The organism is Oxalobacteraceae bacterium OTU3CAMAD1 (assembly GCA_024123915.1).
Taxonomy (GTDB): domain Bacteria; phylum Pseudomonadota; class Gammaproteobacteria; order Burkholderiales; family Burkholderiaceae_D; genus Rugamonas.
The window spans coordinates 6,603,140-6,618,781 of record CP099650.1 but is presented as its reverse complement, the minus strand read 5'-3'; the positions used below and the strand labels follow the sequence as shown (position 1 = coordinate 6,618,781).

The 15,642-nt window shown below is 63.9% G+C and carries 12 protein-coding genes; 9 read left to right on the top strand and 3 right to left on the bottom strand.

Annotated features, from left to right (window positions below; all coding sequences use genetic code 11):
• Positions 1–7: 7 nt before the first annotated feature.
• Positions 8–1,294, bottom strand: a complete 1,287-nt coding sequence (locus NHH88_28195; GenBank protein ID USX13491.1) for an HlyC/CorC family transporter — start codon at positions 1,292–1,294, stop codon at positions 8–10.
• A 238-nt stretch (positions 1,295–1,532) separates the two neighbouring features.
• Here NHH88_28195 and NHH88_28190 point away from each other — a divergent pair, with 238 nt between their 5' ends.
• From NHH88_28190 to NHH88_28180, 3 genes are all read left to right on the top strand, one after another.
• Entirely contained in the window at positions 1,533–2,108 is a 576-nt protein-coding gene (locus tag NHH88_28190) for a hypothetical protein (GenBank protein ID USX13490.1), read from the top strand.
• 13 nt (positions 2,109–2,121) lie between these two features.
• Positions 2,122–3,159 carry a hypothetical protein gene (locus NHH88_28185; protein USX13489.1) on the top strand — a complete coding sequence of 346 codons (1,038 nt, stop codon included), beginning with the start codon at positions 2,122–2,124 and terminating at the stop codon, positions 3,157–3,159.
• 96 nt (positions 3,160–3,255) lie between these two features.
• Entirely contained in the window at positions 3,256–4,443 is a 1,188-nt protein-coding gene (locus NHH88_28180) for a glutamate carboxypeptidase (protein ID USX17458.1), read from the top strand.
• Between the two features lie 107 nt (positions 4,444–4,550).
• On the opposite strand, the gene NHH88_28175 is transcribed toward NHH88_28180, so the two are convergent.
• A complete protein-coding gene (locus tag NHH88_28175; protein ID USX13488.1) occupies positions 4,551–6,059 on the bottom strand; it encodes a tetratricopeptide repeat protein in 1,509 nt (502 codons plus the stop codon).
• A gap of 194 nt (positions 6,060–6,253) precedes the next feature.
• On the bottom strand, positions 6,254–6,607 hold the full coding sequence (gene uraH / locus NHH88_28170; GenBank protein ID USX13487.1) for a hydroxyisourate hydrolase: 354 nt from the start codon (positions 6,605–6,607) through the stop codon (positions 6,254–6,256).
• A 109-nt stretch (positions 6,608–6,716) separates the two neighbouring features.
• Between uraH and puuE the strand changes: the two genes are divergently transcribed.
• From puuE to NHH88_28140, 6 genes are all read left to right on the top strand, one after another.
• Entirely contained in the window at positions 6,717–7,670 is a 954-nt protein-coding gene (puuE, locus tag NHH88_28165) for an allantoinase PuuE (GenBank protein USX13486.1), read from the top strand.
• A 7-nt stretch (positions 7,671–7,677) separates the two neighbouring features.
• Positions 7,678–9,147 carry a xanthine dehydrogenase small subunit gene (gene xdhA / locus NHH88_28160; GenBank protein ID USX13485.1) on the top strand — a complete coding sequence of 490 codons (1,470 nt, stop codon included), beginning with the start codon at positions 7,678–7,680 and terminating at the stop codon, positions 9,145–9,147.
• Between the two features lie 41 nt (positions 9,148–9,188).
• The gene (gene xdhB, locus NHH88_28155; GenBank protein ID USX17457.1) at positions 9,189–11,522 is read left to right on the top strand and encodes a xanthine dehydrogenase molybdopterin binding subunit; all 2,334 of its coding nucleotides are present in this window, start codon (positions 9,189–9,191) and stop codon (positions 11,520–11,522) included.
• The gene (gene xdhC / locus NHH88_28150; GenBank protein ID USX13484.1) at positions 11,523–12,533 is read left to right on the top strand and encodes a xanthine dehydrogenase accessory protein XdhC; all 1,011 of its coding nucleotides are present in this window, start codon (positions 11,523–11,525) and stop codon (positions 12,531–12,533) included. It abuts the gene before it with no gap.
• Positions 12,534–12,686: 153 nt separating this feature from the next.
• The gene (gene guaD, locus NHH88_28145; protein ID USX13483.1) at positions 12,687–13,997 is read left to right on the top strand and encodes a guanine deaminase; all 1,311 of its coding nucleotides are present in this window, start codon (positions 12,687–12,689) and stop codon (positions 13,995–13,997) included.
• Between the two features lie 22 nt (positions 13,998–14,019).
• The gene (locus NHH88_28140) at positions 14,020–15,495 is read left to right on the top strand and encodes an adenosine deaminase (protein ID USX13482.1); all 1,476 of its coding nucleotides are present in this window, start codon (positions 14,020–14,022) and stop codon (positions 15,493–15,495) included.
• The last annotated feature ends 147 nt before the right edge of the window (positions 15,496–15,642 follow it).

Here is a 15,642-nt window from a genome sequence, read left to right as displayed (position 1 = left end):
ACCGCGTTTAACCGCGTTTCGTGCCCGGACGTATCAATTTGACGACTTTGATGGATTGATCATGGGCCTGGATCACCTCGATGATGCAGTTGCCTATTTTGATACTGATCGGCGCTTCTGGAATTTCTTGCAACAATTCCAGCAGCATGCCGTTCAGCGTTTTGGGGCCGTCGAGCGGGAAGTTCAGGCCCAGGCGTTTGTTGACGTCGCGTAGGGCCGTGGCACCCTCCAGCAGGCACTCGCCCTGCTCGTTCCAGGCGAAGCTGTCGGCGCGGGCGTCGCCCGGCATCGATGTCGTGAATTCACCGATCATTTCCTCGATGATGTCGTCCAGGGTCACCAGGCCCTGCACCTCGCCGTACTCGTCGACGATGATGCCCAGGCGCTCCTTGCGCTCCTGGAAGTACTGCAACTGCGTGAAGACGCCGGTGTCCTGCGGGATGAAGTAGGGCGTGGTCAGCAGCTCGCGGAAGTGCTCGACCGTCAATTCTTCTTCCTGGTTCAGCAGCGCCACCGCCTTGCGCACATGCAGGATGCCGACGATGCGGTTGATCTCGCCCTCGTAGACGGGCAGCTTGTTGTGGTAGCAGGTGGTCAGTTCGCGCTTGATCTCCTCGACCGACTGTTCCAGGTCCAGCGCCTCGATCTGCGAGCGCGGCGTCATGATGTCCTCGACGACGATGGTTTCCAGATCGAACAGGTTGAGCAGGATGCTCTTGTGCTTTTGCGGGATGAAGTTTCCGCCCTCGAGCACGATCGAGCGCAGCTCCTCGGGCGACACGCGCTCGTCCTGCAGATGGGCGACCGCCTTGGTGCGGAACAGCCGCAGCACCTGGGCGACGAACAGGTTGACGAACCACAGTACCGGCTTGAACAGCGCCATCAGCGGCCGCAGCACGACGCTGGTGGGCAGCGCGATGCGCTCGGGATAGGTGGCGCCGATCATCTTGGGCGAGATTTCGGCGAACACGATCAGCAGGAACGCCACCACGCCGGTCGAGATGATGATGACGTTGTCGTCGTGGCCGAAGTATTCGATGGCGATCGACGTCACCAGCGCGGTGGCCATGGCGTTGACCAAGGTGTTGGCGATCAGGATCAGCGACAGCAGCTTATCGGTGCGGTCGAGCAGCCACAGGGTGGTGATCGCGGCGCGGCTGCCGCGCTTGGCCTCGTGGCGCAGGCGATAGCGGTTGGCCGCCATCAGGGCGGTTTCGGCCATGGCGAAAAAGGCCGAGCACAAGATCAGGAGGGCGAGTGCAAGAAGTTGCACCCATAAGGGCACGGTATCCAATAGTCACCGTAAAGAGTCTGGAAAACTGGTTGCCGTGCAGCGGCTGCAGGACCAGAGCGTTATCAGCTTGGAATTTTAAGGCATGGATGAGCTAGGTGCAAGTTGGACTAGTTTCATGCCGTAACGATGCCGTAACAAAAGATTTGTAAGCTTTCCGTGGTTGTTCATTAGAAAAAATTTCTTAAACCCCAATACACCCATCGTCACGCATCGCAGTGCAAACCTCACTCGGGAACCCATGATGAAATCCATAAAGATTACTTTTTTGTTTGTTTTGATGGCCGCCTACAGCGGCCTGGCCGGTGCACAACAGCTCAACACGCAGTTCTGGGGCTGGATTGGCAAGGACCAGCACGGTTACTACCTGGACGGTTCAAGTTGGCACTATTGTTTCAGCGATCGGGGCGGTAGCTGCGGTTCCGTGGCATTGACCACCGGCCATTCCCAGTGCCGGACAACCGGTTTTAACATTGGCGCCAAATGGGCCATTCCGACCAAGATCGGTGGCATGGAGATCAACGCTTCGGCCAACCATTCCTGGTCGGCCTGCAATATTCGCAGTGAAACCGTCACCTGCAGCCCGAAGGTGGGCTGGAAAGGCCGCGCAGTCATCAACTTCAGCGAGCGCCGGGGCAAAATGCGCGTGCTCGGTGCGGAAAATTATCTGACACTGCGGTCGAGCTGCCCCGCCGGCTGGCGGTCCGACTGGATGGGCGGCCCGAGCTGGCGTTGCACCTATGTGGGCGGCGCCTACACCATCGAGGGCTACCTGCCCGAATGGCGTGGCAGCAGCTGCCAGTACGACAAGATTTAAGGACGTCGCCACAATGCCTTTCAAACTACATTTTTCCTCGCCCCGCGTCGTTGTGGCGGTGGTCATCGGCGGCTGTCTCTTGATCGCGGCGGGGAGCTACTTCGTTTCCCGCAGCGAGCCTCGGGTGGACAAGGCCGCAGCGCCGCATGCCGACGGTTTTAATGTGCTATTGGCGCGTGCGCCGATGGTCTCCGCCGCGCCAGCGGCCTTGCCCGCCGGGGAGGGCGGCGTCCGGGGTGAGTCCGGTTCCGACTCCGCCGGTGCTGACGTCGTCAAGCCATACACTGCGGATGAGGCGGGAGCAAGTCTGCGGGGCTTCGTCGACAAGATACTGAAGCGCGATAACCTGTCGTCGACGGAGGTCGAGGAACTCCAGGCCCGGCTGCTGGCTTCGATCGAAAGCGACCCCGCCGTCGGCAAAGCCGTGGAACAGTTTTATCACAACATGCCGGCCGATCAGGCCATGGAGCGCGACATGATCCGCTCGCTGCTGGTCGGGTCGTCGGATGGCCGGAGCATCGTATTGCACGAGGCGAATGCGATCTGGGAGAGCAAGAGCGAAAGCAAGTTCGGGGAGATGTACGAGACTTACTTCAACCTGCCGGGCCAGGCGCCGCAAGACGTGATCGTGCGGGCGCTGGCCGATTTGAAGGCCGGCGCGCGAACCGATGATCGAACCGCCGTCGCGCGGCTCAATTTCATCGGCACGCTCGCGGAGCAGAAAAACGGCGATGCCGCCAATCTGCGCGCCGATGCCGTCCCGCTCTTGAACCAGTTGGCGGAGGGCCAGGGCAGCGACATCGTGCGGGCGCTGGCCGTGCAGAAGCTCTACCGCCTCAGCTCACCCGGGGAGGCTTCCAACATCGCCATCGCGCAGCTGTCGAAGGGCGCCTCCGGCGACTTGGTCCGGGAAACACTGAGCTCGGTGACCAGCGGCGATGTGGAGCTCACGCCCAACCTGCGTGCGGCATTGACCACGGCCGTCAAGCGCCCGGGCGCCTCGGCCGAAGAGAGGCAGCAGTTCAGCCAAGTGCTGGGCCCGCGTGGTTGAGGTGCATGATTGTTGACGAGGCGTTACTATGGAGCTACCTCCATACAACGATAAAGGTCGTCGATCATGCGTAAGAACTTTGTTTTGCTTGGCTTGATGTTGGGGTTGGGCGGCGCGGCGGCACAAGCCGCGCCGCTGAACCAGGACTTATTGACGCAGGCCGAAAAGGCCAAGCCGGAGGCCTTGGCGCTGCTCGAACGGCTGGTCAATATCGATTCGGGCACCTACAACGAAGCGGGGCTGGACAAGGTCGGCGCCATCGCGCAGGAGGAATTGAAAAAGCTCGGCGCGCGCATCGAAGTACTGCCGGCGTTGCCCGCCAAGTCGAGCAATATCGTCGCCACCTGGACCGGCAAGGGCAAGGGCCGCATCCTGCTGGTGGCGCATATGGACACCGTGTTCGGCGACGGCACGGCGGCGGCGCGGCCGTTCCGCGTCGACGGCAAGCGGGCCTACGGTCCCGGCATCATGGACGACAAGGGCGGCATCGTCATGGCGTTGTATGCGATGAAGCTGCTGCGCGACGCCAAATTCGACGACTACGCCAGGGTCACCTTGATCCTCAACACCAACGAGGAAACCGGCTCGGTGGGCACGCTGGCGCTGATCAACAAGCAGGCGCGCGAACACGATGTCGCTTTCAACCTGGAGCCTGGCCGTCCGGCCGATGGCCTGGTGATCTGGCGCAAGGGCAGCGGCGGCATCGAGCTCGACGTCAAGGGCAAGGCGGCGCACGCCGGCGTGGCGCCGGACGCGGGCCGCAACGCCGCCATGGAGGCGGCGCACCAGGTGCTGCAACTGAGCAAACTGGGTGACGCCGGCAAGCAGACCACGGTCAACTTCACCGTGATCAAGGCGGGCGAGCGCAGCAACGTCATACCGGACGCCGCGCACGCCGAGGCCGATGTACGGGTGGCGGTGGCGGAGGAGTTCGACCGGGTCGAGAAGGACATGACGCGCATCTCCGCCAACAAGCTGATCCCGGATACGCAGGTAAGCGCGAAGCTGCGCCGTGGCTTCCCGCCGATGCCGCAAAACGCGGCAACCGACGGCATGGCGGCGCGCGCGCAGGCCATTTACGGCGAGCTGGGCAAGAAGCTGACGTTGGAAGGCAGCGGCGGCGCGGCCGATTCGAGCCTGATAGCGGCGGCCGGCGTGCCGACCATCGACGGGCTGGGCATCGTCGGCGGCGGCATCCACACGCCGGAGGAATATATCGAAGTCGACAGCATCGCGCCGCGCCTGTATCTGTTGACGCGGCTGATCATGGACTACAGCAAGTAAGAGCGACCCGCACGGCCAGCCTAACCCGCACGGCCATACGGGGTCGTACCCCAAGGGGTACGACCCCTAAGCAGTACGGCATGCGTATCGCTCAAAGCACATTGGGGTTACTTAGAGCAGCGCAGGATGACAGCGTGGCCGGAGATGGTCGCGCCGTTTTCCTGTCGGGCGGCGAGGGGTTCGGCCGCCAGGATTTCAAAGCCGGTGGCCTCGGCCAGACGTTCCAGATAGCCCTGAGTGTGGGCGTAGCGGTTGGTGGGGCGCAAGATGAAGTCGGCGCCGTCGCCGGCTTCGACGGAGAAGCAGAATCGTCCGCCGGGCCGCAACGCGCGCCGTACGCTTTCAAATACGGGCCTCAGGTCGCCGATGTAGACGAAGACGTCGGCGGCGACCGCCAGGTCCCAGCGGCTGTCGTATCCGTCCAAATAGCTGAGCAAGTCCGCGCAGGTCAATTCGTCATAGGCGTCGCGTTCGGCCGCCTTGTCCAGCATCTGCTGCGACAGGTCGACGCCGTCGAGGCGGCGCGAGTAGGCCTTCAGATATGGGGCGCACAGGCCGGTGCCGCAGCCGATGTCCAAGGTGTCAAGACCGGTCGCCGGCGCCACGCGACGGAGCATCGCGTCCAGATAAGCCGGGGTCTGATAATCAAGTACCTTCACCAGATGCTCGTCGAAGTGATTGGCGTATTGGTCGAACAGCGAGCGCACATATTCGGCCGGCAGCACGGCCGGCGTCTCGCCCACGCCGAGCGATGCCAGCGCGAAGGCGATGGTTTCCGGATTATCGCCATGGGCCAGCGCGGCGCGGTAGGCAGCGATCGCCTCGTCGTTGCGGCCGAGCGAGCGTAGGGCGTTGCCGCGATGGTATTGCGCCAGCGCGTGGTCCGGTTTCAGTCTGAGCGCGTGATCGTAGCTGTCCAGCGCCGCCTCGAATTCGCCCAGCCGGAACAGGCTCGAACCCTGCGCGCTGTACGCCTCCGCCCATTGCGGCCGCAGATGAATGGCGCGGTCGAAGCTTTCCACCGCGTCCGGCAGCAGGCGCAGGCAATGCAGCGCGTTACCGCGCGCGAACCAGGCGTCGGCGTAGCGGTCTTTGATGTTCAGCGCATCTTCCGCCGCGCCCAATGCCTCCAGATAGCGGGCCTGGTCCTGCAGCACGATGGCGCGGTTGCAGTGCGCCTCGGCGTAATTCGGTTGGATCTCGATCGCGCGCTGGTAGCTGAGGAGCGCGTCGTCGAGGTGTCCAAGTTTGCGCAACGCGTTGCCGCGATTACTCCAGGCCATGGCGTAGTCGGGCAGCAGGGCGATGGCGCGTTCGTGGCTGGCCAGCGCTTCGTCGGCGCGCCCGATGTCGAGCAGCGCCGCGCCCAGGTTGGCGTGGGCCTTGGCCTGTTGGCCGTCGATGTCGATTGCTTGCGAGATCAGCGCGATGGCGGTCGCAGCGTCGCCCTGCTGGCGGGCGATCACGCCCAGCAGATGGAGCGCGTCGAACTGGCGGGGATTGAGATCGAGTATCTGGCGGTACAGCGCCTGCGCTGGCTGGAGGCGGCCCTGCTGGTGCAGTTCAACGGCCTGTTGCAGGAAGGACGCCTCGAGGGCGGAATGGGATTCGGTCATGGTGTGCGCATCTTAGGGGAGTTCCCGCCGGCGGACAAGCGGTGACCCCTAGCCCTTGATCCGTCAGTCATACACGTAGGGCGGATTAGCGCAGCGTAATCGGCCATACATGCGTCGTCGACGGCTCATAAATGGCCGATTACGGCGTTCCGCCTAATCCGCCCTACGTGATTTAGACGGGAACTTAATTGTCGTCAGCTACCGCGATACGTCGAATACGCCCATGGCGACACCACCAGCGGCACGTGATAATTCTGATCCGCGCCGGCTACCCCAAAGGCGATCGTCACCTCGTCGATGAAACGCGGCTCTGGCAGCTCCACCCCTTTCGCGGCGAAATAATCCCCGGCGCCGAAAACCAGCTCATATTTGCCCGCTTTCATGGTCTCGCCCTCCAGCAGCGGCGCCGAACAGCGGCCATCGGCGTTGGTAACGTCGGTTTTGATCAACGTGCGCCCCTGCGCGCCGACGGCGTACAACGCCACCTTGACGCCGGCCCCCGGCTTGCCCTGCGTGATGTCGAGAACGTGCGTACTGAGCTTGCCCATGGTTGTCCTATATGTGTACGTCATAAGTATCTATTGTACAAATCATATACCGATAGCCGTCCACGCATATATGATTACAGATATATTCCCCATCGACTTGCCGGCGCCCATGACCACTTACGACAACTATCCGCGCGACATGATCGGCTACGGGCCGAAACCGCCCCACGCCCAATGGCCGAACCAGGCCCGGGTGGCCCTGCAGTTCGTGCTGAACTACGAGGAGGGCGGCGAAAACAACGTGCTGCACGGTGATGCCGGGTCGGAAACATTCCTTTCCGAGATCATCGGCGCGGCCTCGTTCAGCAATCGCCACATGAGCATGGAGTCGCTGTACGAGTACGGCTCGCGCGCCGGCTTGTGGCGCCTGCTGCGCATGTTCGAGGAGCGCAAGCTGCCGCTGACGGTGTTCGGCGTGTCGATGGCGCTCAAGCGGCATCCCGAGGCGGTGGCCGCGTTCCAGTCGCTGGGTCACGAAATCGCCTGCCACGGCCTGCGCTGGATCACCTACCAGAACATGGACGAAGCCACCGAGCGCGCGCACATGAAGGAAGCGGTCGATATCATCCGCGAACTGACGGGAAGCGCGCCGCAAGGCTGGTACACGGGCCGCGATTCGCCCAACACGCGCCGGCTGGTGATGGAGCACGGCGGCTTCCGCTACGATTCCGATCACTACGGCGACGACTTGCCGTTCTGGCAAAAGGTCGACTACACGGACGCCGACGGCAAGGCCGCCAAAGCGCCGCAGCTGATCGTGCCGTACACGTTGGACACCAACGACATGCGTTTCGCCGCCGCGCAGGGTTTCAACTCCGGCACGCAGTTCTTCGACTATCTGAAGGACGCCTTCGACGTGCTGTACGCGGAGGGCGATCCGAATGGCCTGAACCAGCCGAAGATGCTGTCGATCGGCCTGCACTGTCGCATCGCCGGCCGGCCCGCGCGGGCGGCGTCGCTGGCGCGCTTCCTCGACTACGTGCAAGGGCACGACAAGGTCTGGATCACGCGCCGCATCGATATCGCCGATCACTGGCACGCCACACACCCATTTGCAGATTGAGACCACGATGTCCGAACCGATTCGTTTTTACTTCCGCGGCAAGGTCCAGGAGATCGCCAACGCCGCCCCCACGCGCACCGTGCTTCAGCACCTGCGCGAGGACCTGCATTGCACCGGCACCAAGGAAGGCTGCGCCGAGGGCGATTGCGGCGCATGCACGGTCGTCATCGGCAGCTTGAACGCCGGCGGCCAGCTGGAGATGAAGTCCGTGAACTCCTGCATCCAGTTCGCGCCCACCCTGGACGGCAAGGCGCTGTTCACCGTCGAGGATTTGCAGCAGGCCGACGGCGCGCTGCATCCGGTGCAGCAGGCCATGGTCGAATGTCATGGCTCGCAATGCGGCTTCTGTACGCCCGGTTTCGTCATGTCGCTGTGGGGCATGTACCTGGACAAGGACGGCCGGCCCGCGCAGCGCAAGGAGATCGACGACTGCCTGTCCGGTAACCTGTGCCGCTGCACCGGCTACCGTCCCATCATCGATGCCGCGCACCGGATGACGGAGCTGCCCAAGGTGGGCTTCGACCGCGAGGCCCTGGCGGAGCAATTGCGCGGCTTGCGGCGCGACGCGGGCGCCAGCTATACCGCCCATGGCCAGAGCTTCCACGCGCCGCGCACACTGGAAGAACTGGTGGCGCTGCGCGGCGCCCATCCCAAGGCGACGCTGCTGGCCGGTTCCACCGACATCGGCCTCTGGGTCACCAAGCAGATGCGCGAGCTGGGCGACATCATCTACCTTGGCCACGTCACCGCGCTGCAAACCATCGGCGAAAAGGACGGCATGCTGGAAATCGGCGCCGGCTTGTCGCTCGACGACGCGTATGAAGCGCTGGCGGAACGGTATCCGTCGCAGCTAAGCGAAATGCGCCAGCGCTTTGCCTCTCTGCCGATCCGCAATGCGGGCACATTGGGCGGCAACGTCGCCAACGGCTCGCCGATCGGCGATTCGATGCCGTGGATGATTGCGCTGGGCAGCGAAGTGGCGCTCCAAAGCGCTTCCGGCCAACGCGTGCTGCCGCTGGAGGCGTTCTACCTCGATTATCAGAAAAAGGATATGCGGGCGGACGAATTCGTCGCCGCCGTGCGCGTGCCGCTGCCGCGCGCCGGCATCGAATTCCGCACCTATAAACTGGCCAAGCGTTTCGACCAGGATATCTCCGCCGTGTGTGCCGCCTTCGCGTTCAAGCTCGATGGCGACGTCGTGGTCGACGCCCGCATCGCTTTCGGCGGCATGGCCGCAACGCCACGCCGCGCGCCGCGCGCCGAGTCTTCGCTGATTGGCCTGCGCTGGAACGAAGCCAATCTGCGCGTGGCGATGGACATGCTGGCGCAGGACTTCGCGCCGCTGTCGGACATGCGCGCTTCCAGCTCCTACCGCATGCAAACCGCGCAAAACCTGCTGCGCCGCTTCTGGTTCGAAACGCGCGCCGATGCGCCGCTCGCGGCCGATGCCGTCAACGCCTTCGCTTGCCGCGCCTGAAAGGAGCCACCGTGAACCATCCAGCCGCTCCTGAACTTGAGATCACCGCGTTGAACGACGCAAAGGCCGCCGCCGCCGAGGCTTGGAAAGCCGTCGGCGTCGCCCGACCGCATGAATCGGCCGAGCTGCACGTGCTTGGCCAGGCCACCTATACCGACGACATCCCCGAGCTGCAAGGCACTTTGCACGCCGCGCTGGGCCTGTCGTCGAAGGCGCACGCGCGCATCACCGCGATCGATCTGGCGCCGGTGCGCGCCTCGGCCGGCGTGGTGGCTGTCTACACCGCCGGCGACATCGTCGGCACCAACGACTGCGGCCCGATCATCCACGACGATCCGATCTTCTGCGTGGAGGAGGTGATGTACGTCGGCCAGCCGATCTTCGTCGTCGTCGCCGACACGCACGACAACGCCCGCCGCGCCGCGCGCCGCGCCGTCGTCGACTACGACGAACTGCCGGCCATTTTTACGCCGCAGGAGGCCAAGGCCGCACAATCGTACGTGCTGCCGCCGATGCAGCTCAAGCGCGGACAATTCCAGACCGCGTTCGACACGGCGCCGCGTGTGGTCAAGGGGCAGTTGTTCGTCGGCGGCCAGGAGCAGTTTTACCTGGAAGGCCAGATCGCCTACGCGATCCCGAAGGAAGACAACGGCATGCTGGTGCAGTGCTCGACACAGCACCCGAGCGAGATGCAGCATGTCGTCGCCCATGCGCTCGGCGTGCATTCGCACAAGGTGCAGGTCGAGTGCCGCCGCATGGGCGGTGGCTTCGGCGGCAAGGAATCGCAATCGGCGCTGTGGGCCGCCGCCGCCGGCATCGCCGCCGCCAAGCTGCGCCGGCCGGTCAAACTGCGCGCCGACCGCGACGACGACATGCTCGTCACCGGCAAGCGCCATTGCTTCTTCTATGAATATGAAGTCGGCTACGACGACAACGGCAAGATCCTCGCCGCCAAAGTGGACATGACCCTGCGCGCAGGCTACTCGGCCGACCTGTCGGGCCCCGTGGCCACGCGGGCCGTCTGCCACTTCGACAATACCTATTATCTGTCCGACGTCGACATCCGCGCCGCCTGCGGCAAGACCAACACGCAGTCGAACACCGCCTTCCGTGGTTTCGGCGGGCCGCAGGGCGCCATCGCCATCGAATACGTCATCGACGAAATCGCCCGCAACCTTGGCCGCGACGCGCTCGATATCCGTCGCCTGAACTTCTACGGTAAGACCGAACGCAATGTCACGCCATACGGCCAGGAGATCGTCGACAACGTGATCGAGGCGCTGACGGCGGAGCTGGAGCAAACCAGCGAATACCGCGCCCGCCGCAAGGCCATCGACGCTTACAACGCCGGCAGCCCGGTATTGAAGAAAGGGCTGGCGCTCACGCCGCTCAAATTTGGCATCGCCTTCAACGTCACCCACTTGAACCAGGCCGGCGCGCTGGTGCACGTGTACGTCGACGGCTCGGTGCTGGTCAATCATGGCGGCACCGAGATGGGGCAGGGCATCAACACCAAGGTGATGCAGGTGGTGGCGCATGAACTGGGCCTGGACATGGAACACGTGCGCGCGACGGCGACCGACACCAGCAAGGTGTCGAACACCTCGGCGACGGCGGCATCGACCGGCGCGGATTTGAACGGCAAGGCGGCGCAGGACGCCGCGCGCCAGATCCGCGAGCGCCTGTCCGCCTACGCCGTCAAATTGTATGGCGACGAGGACGGCCAGCCGGTGCGCTTCTTCGACAACGCCGTCCACGTCAACGGCCATGCCGTGCCGTTCCCGGAGCTGGTGCAGAAGGCGTATCTGGCGCGGGTGCAGCTGTGGTCCGACGGTTTCTACGCCACCCCGGGCCTGCACTGGGATCCGAAGACGATGAACGGCCATCCGTTCTCGTACTACGCCTACGGCGCCGCCGTATCCGAGGTGGTGGTCGATACGTTGACGGGCGAATGGAAGCTGCTGCGCGCGGATGCGCTGTACGACGCCGGCCGCTCGCTCAATCCGGCCATCGATATCGGCCAGGTGGAGGGCGCCTTCATCCAGGGCATGGGCTGGCTGACCACCGAGCAGTTGTGGTGGAACCCGGCCGGCAAGCTGATGACGCACGCGCCATCGACGTACAAGATTCCCGGCGTGTCGGACTGCCCGGAGGACTTCCGCGTCAAGCTGTATGACAACGGCAATGTGGAGGACAGCATCCACCGCTCCAAGGCGGTGGGCGAGCCGCCGCTGCTGCTGCCGTTCTCGGTGTTCTTCGCGATCCGCGATGCGATTTCCAGCGTCGGCGGCCATCGCGTCAACCCGCCGCTGAACGCGCCCGCGACCAGCGAAGAGATACTGCGCGCGGTGTCCGCAGTGGAAATGGCGGCCTAAGTGAACGAGTGGCTGACAGCGCGGATCACGCAACCGGCGGTGCTGGTGACGGTGGCCATCGTCGAAGGCTCCGGCCCGCGCGAGCCGGGGGCAAAGATGCTGGTCACGGCGGAAGGCCAGGTCGATACCATCGGCGGCGGGCATCTGGAGCTGTGCGCGGTCGAGACGGCGCGCGCGATGCTGGGCGGCGCCGGAGCGGCGCGGCTGGAGCGTTACGCGCTTGGTCCGACCCTGGGCCAGTGCTGCGGTGGCGTGGTACACCTTGCGTTCGAACTGGTCGATGTTTCACTGCGGTCCGTGCTGGAAAGTTTGAGCGCGCGCCGCCGCGAGGATAGCTGGCGTCTGAGCGCCATCGACGGCCCGTCCGCCGCGCTGCTGCTGGATGCGGATGGCATGACGCTCGCAGGGGAGGCCGAAGGCGCGCCAACGGTTGACCGCAAGCGCGGCACGCATGTGTTGAAAGACGCTGCCGGCCGCCGCTGGCTCGCAGATCCATGTCTCGCTCCGCGCGCGCACTTGCTGTTGTTCGGCGCGGGCCATGTCGGCGCGGCCATCGTTCGCATGCTGGGAGAGCTGCCGTGTACCGTCACCTGGGTCGACGAGCGGGAGGACATGTTTCCGTCGACGATACCGGCCAACGTCACGGTCGAAGCGACCGACATGCCGGAAGCGCTCGTCGCCGGCGCGCCGGCCGATGCCAGCTACCTGGTCATGACCCACAGCCACGCGCTGGACCAGCGCTTGAGCGAAGCGATTTTGGCCCGCGCGGATGTCGGCTGGTTTGGCCTGATCGGCTCCAAGACCAAGCGCGTGCAGTTCGAACGCAGGATGGCCGCGCGCGGCCTGCCGAAGGACCGCATCGACGCCATGGTCTGCCCGATTGGTCTGGCCGGCATCACAAACAAGCTGCCCGCCGCAATCGCCGCCTCGGTCTGCGCCCAACTGCTGATGGTGTGGGAAGCGCAGCAGAGTCTAACGTTAAATCACGTAGGGCGGATTAGCGCAGCGTAATCGGCCATGCATGTGCCGCCATCGGCTCGTCGATGGCCGATTACGGCGTCCCGCCTAATCCGCCCTACGTGGACCCGCGAATATTTGATGGGACGTATGTCGAACCACGCCATGCAACCGCCACGCGGAACCACGAAATTTTTGAAAGAACCTATGTCGAACCCAAACCTGCAAGCCTACCGAGGCAGCTTGCTCCACTTTCTCGCCGATCCCGCTTTCAGCGACCAGTCCCACGACTGGCACGAAGACGGCCTGCTGATCGTCGCCGACGGCAAAGTCCAGGCGGCGGGCGACTACGCCACGCTGCACGCCACGCTCCCGCCGGGAACCGAAGTGCACGACTACAGCGGCAAGCTGCTGATGCCCGGCTTTATCGACACGCACGTCCACTACCCGCAGACCGACATGATCGCCTCGCCGGCGGAAGGCCTGCTGCCCTGGCTGGAGACGTACACCTTTCCGGTCGAGAGCAAATTCGGCGACCCCGCGCACGCCGCCGGCGTGGCTGACTTCTTCCTCGACGAGCTGCTACGTTGCGGCACCACCACCGCCATGGTCTATTGCAGCGTGCATCCACAATCGGTGGACGCTTTCTTCACCGCCAGCGAGCAGCGCGGCCTCCGCATGGTCGCCGGCAAGGTGATGATGGACCGGAACTGCCCCGACTACCTGCGCGACACCGCCGAATCGAGCGCCCGCGACACCGAGGCGCTGATCCAGCGCTGGCACAACCACGGCCGCTCGCTGTACGCCATCACGCCGCGCTTCGCGCCCACCTCCACCGAGGAGCAGCTGCACCTGGCCGGCGAACTGGCGCGCGCCTATCCGGACACCTTCATCCAGACCCACGTATCGGAGAACGAAGCCGAATGCGCGTGGGTGCGCGAGTTGTTCCCCAAGTCGCGCAGCTACATCGATGTCTACGACAACTACGGCATGATGCGTCCGCGCGCGATGTACGGCCACTGCATCTGGCTCGATGAGCGCGACCGTGAGCGCATGGCCGAAACCCGGTCCGCCGCCGCCATCTGCCCGACCTCCAACCTGTTCCTCGGCAGCGGCTTGTTCGACTTCGAACAGGCCGACCAGGCGGGCGTGCTGCTGTCGCTGGCGACGGATGTCGGCGGCGGCACGTCGTTCTCGATGTTGCAAACCATGAATGAAGCCTATAAAGTAGCGCGCTTGGGCGGCAGTTATCTGCCGGCTTTGCGGATGTTCTACCTGGCCACGCTGGGCGCGGCGCGCAGCATGCAGCTTGAAGGCACGATCGGCAATTTCAGCGCCGGCGCGGAGGCGGACTTCATCGTCGTCGACCCGCAGGCCACGCCGCTGCTGCAGCGGCGCACCGACCGCGTCGAAAGCCTGGAGGAACTGCTGTTCGCGCTGGCGTTGCTGGGCGACGACCGCGCCATCGCGGCGACCTATTCCGCCGGCCGCAAGGTACACGCCCGCGCCTCGACTTGACTATATTCACATTGGAAGCCACATGCAAAAAAATATCGCCAGCCTGAAGGCAGTCGCCCTCGCCGCCGCCGTGTTCTGCGCCACGCCGCAAGGCGTGCACGCGGCCAGCAACGAGGACATCGTCAAGAAGCATTTCGCCTCGCTGGTCTCGGCCAAGGAGCCGAAACTGGCCGAGCTGTCGATGTTCTTCACGATGATGCCCAAGGGCGGCGATCTGCACCACCACTATTCCGGCTCGATCTACGCCGAGCAGTATCTGGAGTGGGTGGACAAAGAGGGCTACTGCGTCAACAAGACCAGCTTCATGATCGACACGGCCAAGGAAAACGTCGCCAGCGAGCGCGCCAAACCGCTGGCCGAGCGCGCGTGCCTGTCCGGCCAGGACGTCCTGCAAAACAATACGGTGCTGGCCAACCTGCTGCAAAAATGGTCGGACAAGGACTTCCACAATCATGGCGCGGTGCAGTCGCCGCCGGACCGCCAGTTCTTCGACACCTTCGCCTATTTCAATCCGGTGGCGTCGACCAATGCCGCCGAAGGCCTGAAGACGCTCAAGCAGCGCGCCATCCAGGAAAACCTGAGCTACATCGAGACCATCTACGAGATCGCGCCGATCGCGCAGGACAAGGCCTTCGACGAGAAGGCCATCGCCGGCGGCGTGACCGAGGCCGACCTGGCCGCCTACAGCGCCAAACTGGAGGACGACAAGGCCTTCCAGGGCTGGATCGCCGCCTACCTGGAAAACGTCAAGACCTCCGGCGCCGGCATCGACGACGCCGACTTCACGATGCGCTACCAGCCGTTCGCGCTGCGCTTCCTGTCGCCGTCGCAGGTGTTCTCGCAGATGGTGTCGAGCTTCAGACTGGCGTCCTCCAGCCCGATGATCGTCGGCGTGAACATCGTCGGCCAGGAAAGCGTCCATGTGGCGATGCGCGACTACGCGATGCACATGCAGATGTTCAAATTCCTGAAGACGAAATATCCGAAGGTGAAACTGGCGCTGCACGCCGGCGAGCTGGCGCTGGGCATGGTGCAGCCGGAAGGCCTGACCTTCCACATCCGCGACGCCATCGACGTCGCCGGCGCCAGCCGCATCGGCCATGGCATGGACATCGCCCACGAGACCGATCCACTGGGCATCATGAAAAAAATGCGTGATCGGCAGATTCCGGTCGAGGTCAATCTCTCTAGTAACGACTTTATTTTGGGTGTGAAGGGCGCAGCGCACCCGGTCACCTTGTACCGCAAATACGGCGTGCCGTTCGTGCTGTCGACAGACGATGCGGGTGTCTCGCGTAATAACCTGTCCGGCGAATACGTGCTGTATGCCGCCCGTTATCAGCCGACCTATGCTGAGGTCAAAAAACTGTCATACGACAGCATTCGTTATTCCTTCCTGGCCGAGGCCGACAAGCAGCGGCTGTTGAAGGGATTAGACGGCAAGTTCAGCAAGTTTGAAGCTGAAATTGCTGCGGCGCAAAGCAAGGCGGCACGCTAACCCGGCTGGCGTCACCGGCGTAAAGCTGGCTCAACAGCAGGGTGGTGTGGTGCGCAACCCACACCATTCTGTTGTTTGTTACAAAATTTCCTTCCGCACAGCAGCATCCGACTGTTGTCATAAATTCCTCTCTGTGGCATGCGCCGC

Coding starts and splice junctions, on each gene's coding strand:
- NHH88_28190 (USX13490.1), top strand. CDS start 1,533: ATGATGAAATCCATAAAGATTACTTTTTTGTTTGTTTTGATGGCCGCC.
- NHH88_28185 (USX13489.1), top strand. CDS start 2,122: ATGCCTTTCAAACTACATTTTTCCTCGCCCCGCGTCGTTGTGGCGGTG.
- NHH88_28180 (USX17458.1), top strand. CDS start 3,256: ATGTTGGGGTTGGGCGGCGCGGCGGCACAAGCCGCGCCGCTGAACCAG.
- NHH88_28175 (USX13488.1), bottom strand. CDS start 6,059: ATGACCGAATCCCATTCCGCCCTCGAGGCGTCCTTCCTGCAACAGGCC.
- uraH (USX13487.1), bottom strand. CDS start 6,607: ATGGGCAAGCTCAGTACGCACGTTCTCGACATCACGCAGGGCAAGCCG.
- puuE (USX13486.1), top strand. CDS start 6,717: ATGACCACTTACGACAACTATCCGCGCGACATGATCGGCTACGGGCCG.
- xdhA (USX13485.1), top strand. CDS start 7,678: ATGTCCGAACCGATTCGTTTTTACTTCCGCGGCAAGGTCCAGGAGATC.
- guaD (USX13483.1), top strand. CDS start 12,687: ATGTCGAACCCAAACCTGCAAGCCTACCGAGGCAGCTTGCTCCACTTT.
- NHH88_28140 (USX13482.1), top strand. CDS start 14,020: ATGCAAAAAAATATCGCCAGCCTGAAGGCAGTCGCCCTCGCCGCCGCC.